The following is a 3178-nucleotide window of genomic DNA, read 5'->3' as shown; positions in this document are numbered from 1 at the left end:
GAACCCGCGACATCCTGGACCACAACCAGGTGCTCTACCAGCTGAGCTATACCCACCATTGCTGCGAACAGCGAAGGTCAGCATAGCCGGTGGCGCCGGCCACAGGAAATCGGGGCAGCGCAGCGGGCGTCAGGCGGTGGGAGCAGGGGCCTTGGGGTGGCGGTGGCCCGTGAGCGCGCCTTGGTGGGTCCGAGCGATCCGGCGCAAGGCGGCGGCGTCCGGTCCGGGCGCGGGGACGAAGACCGCCTCGCGGTAGTAGCGCAGTTCCTCGATGGATTCTTGGATGTCGGCCAGGGCCCGGTGGTTGCCCGACTTGGTCGGGGTGTTGAAGTAGGCGCGCGGGAACCAGCGGTGTGCCAGCTCCTTGATGGTGGACACGTCCACGTTGCGGTAGTGCACGTGACCCTCCAAGGCGGGCATGTCGCGGGCCAGGAAGCTGCGGTCGGTGCCGATCGTGTTGCCGGCCAGCGGTGCCTGCCGGGGTTCGGGCACCCACTCGCGGATGTAGGCCAGCACCTGGGCCTCGGCGTCCTCCAAGGTGGTGCCGGTCGCCAGGGCGTCGAGCAGGCCCGACTTGGTGTGCATGTCGCGGACGAAGTCGCCCATCGATTCCAGCGCCTCGGTGGGAGGGGTGATCAGCACGTCGATGCCCTCGCCCAGCACGTTCAGGTTGCCGTCGGTCACGAGCGCCGCGACCTCGATCAGAGCGTCCGTCTCCAGGTCGAGGCCGGTCATCTCGCAGTCGATCCACACCAATGCGTCATTCACAGTTCCACTGTAGGTCGATTGGGCTTGTTAGTCTGGGAGGTACCACCACCGCGGCCGAATCAGGAGTGTCATGGACCAGCACAGCCTTCAAGAGATGATCGATGAAGGGCCTGGTCAGCGCGAGAATCTGCGCCAATTCATCGACAAGCTCGTCCACGAGGGCTACTCGGTCGGTGATGCGGAGGGCCCCGATCCCATGCTGGTGGATCCGGGCGGCCGGGCCGTGGAGACGTGGCGCGAGGACTACCCCTACGACACGTTGCTGACGCGCGATGAGTACGAGGCCGAGAAGTACAAGCTCCAAGTCGAACTCCTCAAGCTCCAGTACTGGAGCCAGGACCACGATGTGCGCCACATCATCTTGTTCGAGGGCCGCGACGCCGCGGGCAAGGGCGGCACGATCAAGCGTTTCACCGAGCACCTGAACCCGCGGGCGGCGCGGGTGGTCGCGCTGACCAAGCCGACGACCACCGAACTGGGGCAGTGGTATTTCCAGCGCTACATCGAGCACTTCCCGACGTTCGGCGAGATCGTCTTGTTCGACCGCTCCTGGTACAACCGGGCCGGCGTCGAGCGCGTCATGGGCTTCTGCACCGACGAGCAGTACGAGATCTTCATGGGACAGGCCCCCGAGTTCGAACGCATGATCGTCGACGCGGGCATCCACCTCACCAAGTTCTGGTTCTCCGTGACCCAGCGCGAGCAGCGCACCCGGTTCGCGATCCGGCAGATCGACCCGGTGCGTCGGTGGAAGCTCTCCCCGATGGATCTGGAATCCCTGGACCGGTGGGAGGACTACACCGCCGCCAAGGAGGCGATGTTCGAGCGCACCGACACCGACCATGCGCCCTGGATCACCATCCGCTCCAACGACAAGAAGCGGGCCCGGCTCAACGCGATGCGCGCCTTCCTCAACCAGTTCGACTACGAGGGACGCGACGACTCGGTCGTCACCCCGCCTGATCCGCTGATCGTCTCCCGGGGGATCGACACCGTCGGCGACTGACCCGGCGCTCGTTCTGAGCGACGCTGCGCCCCTCCCGGAGTGGCAGCGGCACGTGGGCGTGGTGCTGGCCGTTCCTGGGCGGCGGACACCGCAGAGCGCCCTGGCGTCGCGCCTTTAGAGTCACCCGACATGAACGAGTCGGGCCGTAGCAGCGCATGGACCCCGATCCTGGCCGGAGTCGTGACGGCGGTCGTGGGCTTCGCGTCGTCGTTCGCGGTGGTGCTCGCCGGGCTGGCGAGAATGGGCGCCACCCCCACCCAGGCGGCGTCCGGGCTGATCGCCCTGTCCGTCACCGTCGGCCTGGCCTGTATCGCCTTGTCCTGGTGGAGCCGCGCGCCAGTCACGGTCGCCTGGTCCACCCCGGGTGCCGCCCTGCTCGCCTCCGCCCCGACGCCGTCCCAGGGTTTCGCCGCGGCCGTGGGCGCGTTCATCGTGTGCGGGGGACTGCTCGCGCTCACCGGCCTCGTCCCTGCGCTGGCGCGTCTCGTCCGCGCGATCCCGGGCAGCATCGCCAGTGCGATGCTCGCCGGGGTGCTGGTGTCGCTGTGCGTGACTCCGTTCCAGGAGTTGCCCACCAGCCCGTTCGCCATCGGGGCGGTGCTGTTGACCTGGGCCGTCTTGGTGCGCGTGGCCCCGCGATGGGCCGTCCCCGGCGCGCTCGCGGCAGCACTCGGTGCGCTGGCCACGACCGGGGCGTTCGGACGGGCCGACTGGACGCACGCCGCCCCCGCCCTGGAAGCGGTGGCGCCGGCGTTCGACCTGCCCACGATCATCGCCGTGGGGGTGCCGTTGTACCTGGTGACGATGACCAGCCAGAACATCCCCGGCGTCGCCGTGCTGTCCAGCTTCGGCTACGCGACCCCCTGGCGAGCCGCCATCGGCGGCACCGGTGTGGGGAGTGTGATCGGCGCCGTCTTCGGAGGACATGCCATCAACCTCGCCGCCATCTCGGCGGCACTGGCCGCCGGTCCCGAGGCGGGGCCCGACCGCGACCGGCGTTGGATCGCCGGGGTGTCGGCAGGCGTGCTGTATCTGGGGCTCGGGCTGGGCGCCGGCGCCATCGTGGCCGTGGCCGAAACGGCCCCGGCCGGGGTGTTCACGACGGTAGCGGCTGTCGGCCTGTTCGGCGCACTGGTGGGGTCGCTGCAGCAGGCGCTGGCTGTGCCGAGCGAGCGTGTGGCCGCGGTCCTCACCGTGGTGGTGGCGTCCTCAGGGCTGGTCGTCGCGGGCATCGGCTCGGCCTTTTGGGCTCTGGTCGCGGGCTGCCTGCTGTGGGGGATCCTGCACGGGCGACGCTCGCGCGACATCGCCGGTTGACGTCAGGTCTGTCGCAGCAAGGCGGTGCTCAGCTGGCCGAAGCGTCCCGGGAGGCAGGGGAGTCGCCCGGCGGGCTCGCCCAGTGCC

Annotated in this window: 3 protein-coding genes; 2 read left to right on the top strand and 1 reads right to left on the bottom strand. The window is 69.3% G+C overall.

Going from position 1 to position 3178, the window contains the following annotated elements:
* Window positions 1-129: 129 nt before the first annotated feature.
* Window positions 130-768: an oligoribonuclease gene (orn, locus tag V7E09_RS14875; protein WP_324511808.1), complete on the bottom strand. Its 639-nt coding sequence runs from the start codon at window positions 766-768 to the stop codon at window positions 130-132.
* Between the two features lie 70 nt (window positions 769-838).
* Here orn and ppk2 point away from each other — a divergent pair, with 70 nt between their 5' ends.
* A complete protein-coding gene (ppk2, locus tag V7E09_RS14870) occupies window positions 839-1774 on the top strand; it encodes a polyphosphate kinase 2 (protein ID WP_324511809.1) in 936 nt (311 codons plus the stop codon).
* Between the two features lie 129 nt (window positions 1775-1903).
* The gene (locus tag V7E09_RS14865; protein WP_324511810.1) at window positions 1904-3091 is read left to right on the top strand and encodes a benzoate/H(+) symporter BenE family transporter; all 1188 of its coding nucleotides are present in this window, start codon (window positions 1904-1906) and stop codon (window positions 3089-3091) included.
* Window positions 3092-3178 lie beyond the last annotated feature (87 nt).

Source organism: Propioniciclava sp. (genome assembly GCF_036744435.1).
Taxonomy (GTDB): domain Bacteria; phylum Actinomycetota; class Actinomycetes; order Propionibacteriales; family Propionibacteriaceae; genus Propioniciclava.
This window is presented reverse-complemented; position numbering and strand designations above follow the sequence as displayed.

What these genes read in the sequence shown, in the direction of transcription:
- ppk2 (WP_324511809.1), top strand. Translation starts at nt 839, where the DNA reads ATGGACCAGCACAGCCTTCAAGAGATGATCGATGAAGGGCCTGGTCAG.
- V7E09_RS14865 (WP_324511810.1), top strand. Translation starts at nt 1,904, where the DNA reads ATGAACGAGTCGGGCCGTAGCAGCGCATGGACCCCGATCCTGGCCGGA.